The sequence below is a fragment of the Butyricicoccus sp. genome (assembly GCF_050872565.1).
Taxonomy (GTDB): Bacteria; Bacillota; Clostridia; order Oscillospirales; family Butyricicoccaceae; genus Butyricicoccus_A.
This window is the reverse complement of sequence record NZ_JBNMHC010000469.1, coordinates 1-1,395: the sequence shown is the minus strand read 5'-3', so window position 1 is coordinate 1,395 and position 1,395 is coordinate 1. Positions and strand designations below refer to the sequence as shown.

2 protein-coding genes are annotated in these 1,395 nt (G+C 44.2%); both read right to left on the bottom strand.

Translation table 11 applies throughout. The annotated features are described in order from the left end of the window. Positions 1–123: 123 nt before the first annotated feature. Complete coding sequence (locus ACR0P9_RS12610) at positions 124–456, bottom strand: branched-chain amino acid transporter permease (RefSeq protein WP_432620676.1); 333 nt, start codon at positions 454–456, stop codon at positions 124–126. Then, positions 453–1,160 (bottom strand): AzlC family ABC transporter permease, encoded by a 708-nt coding sequence (locus ACR0P9_RS12605; RefSeq protein ID WP_432620675.1) that lies wholly within the window; start codon positions 1,158–1,160, stop codon positions 453–455. Before ACR0P9_RS12605 ends, ACR0P9_RS12610 begins: the two co-directional genes overlap by 4 nt. Positions 1,161–1,395 lie beyond the last annotated feature (235 nt).

Genomic DNA, 1,395 nt, shown 5'->3' with positions numbered 1-1,395 from the left:
TCTATATTACGCAAAATTTTAATATATGTAAATATAAAAAATATACAGTTCTTTATTGTGCAATTCTGTGATTTTTGTGTGTTATTTTTCATTGCTAATTATTTTACTTATTACTTACAATATTTATACAACAAACACCATCTGTACCAAAACCATATAGCAAATCGTGCCTCCAGCGATGGACAGCAGCATTTGCCGCTTCCACAAATGCAGTCCTGCCGTCACAGCAATAGCAATCAGTTCCGGGATGCCATGGCTGCCAGAGAACAGGCTGACATTGCGCAAGCAGTAAATAACAATCATGCCAAAGACCGCCGCCGGCAATACCTTTCCGAGATATTGGATGTATTTTGGCGTTGGTTTTTCCGCCGGAAAGAGGAAAAATGGCAAAAAACGTGTCAGCTCCGTGCCCAGCACAATAATGGCAATCGTAACAATTTGCTGCGAAACCGTCATGCCTGTTCCTCCTCTCTTTTCTTGCGCAAAATCGTCAAGAAAAACAAAATAACCAGCATCGTCGGAACCATAAAGCTATCTACGCCAAAAAGAATCAGGCACAAAACCGATGCCCCCAAGCCGACAAACTGACTGGTGTGCTTTTTATCTTTGATCCACTGCTCCATAAAAATCACAACAAACATCGCTGTCATTGCAAAGTCCAATCCCTGCGTATTAAAGTGAATCAATGAGCCGAACAAACCGCCTATCGTCGCGCCGGTCACCCAATACAGATAATTGAGCACGGTCACAAACAGCATAAACCATCCGCGATCTACATCTTTGGGAATTTCCGCCGAATAATTGATGGAAAATGTCTCATCGCACATGCCATAAATCAAAAAGAATTTCTTCCAGCCCATGCCGCGGAATTTATCCAGCATAGAAATGCCATAGAACAAATGCCGTGCGCCGATTAGAATTGCCATGACAAATGCCTGCAACGGATGAAATCCGCCGAGCAGCATATTGGCGGTGACAAATTCCATCGAACCGGTAAAAATCGTCATGCTCATCAGCATCGGATAGACAAAGCTGAAGCCGGATACATTCATATACACGCCGTATGTAATGCCAAGAAACCAAAAGCCGGCAAAAATGGGGATGGTATGCGGAAACGCATAGCGAAACGCCCGCCGGATTTCTTTGCTTCTCCCCTGCACGTCCTCATCTCCTATCTATGTAATCGTATAAGTATGGTATGTATCAGTATAGCATCTCCGCGCATATTCAGCAATATTTTTCTCCGGAGCAGACAAAGACCGCCGAGCCTGCGCCCGACGGTCTAAAAAAATCTTTTATTGTTTGCTGTAAAGCGTGCGAATCGAGTTGAGAACACACAGAATGGCAACACCGGTATCCGCAAAGACAGCCAACCACATGGACGCAATGCCCAGT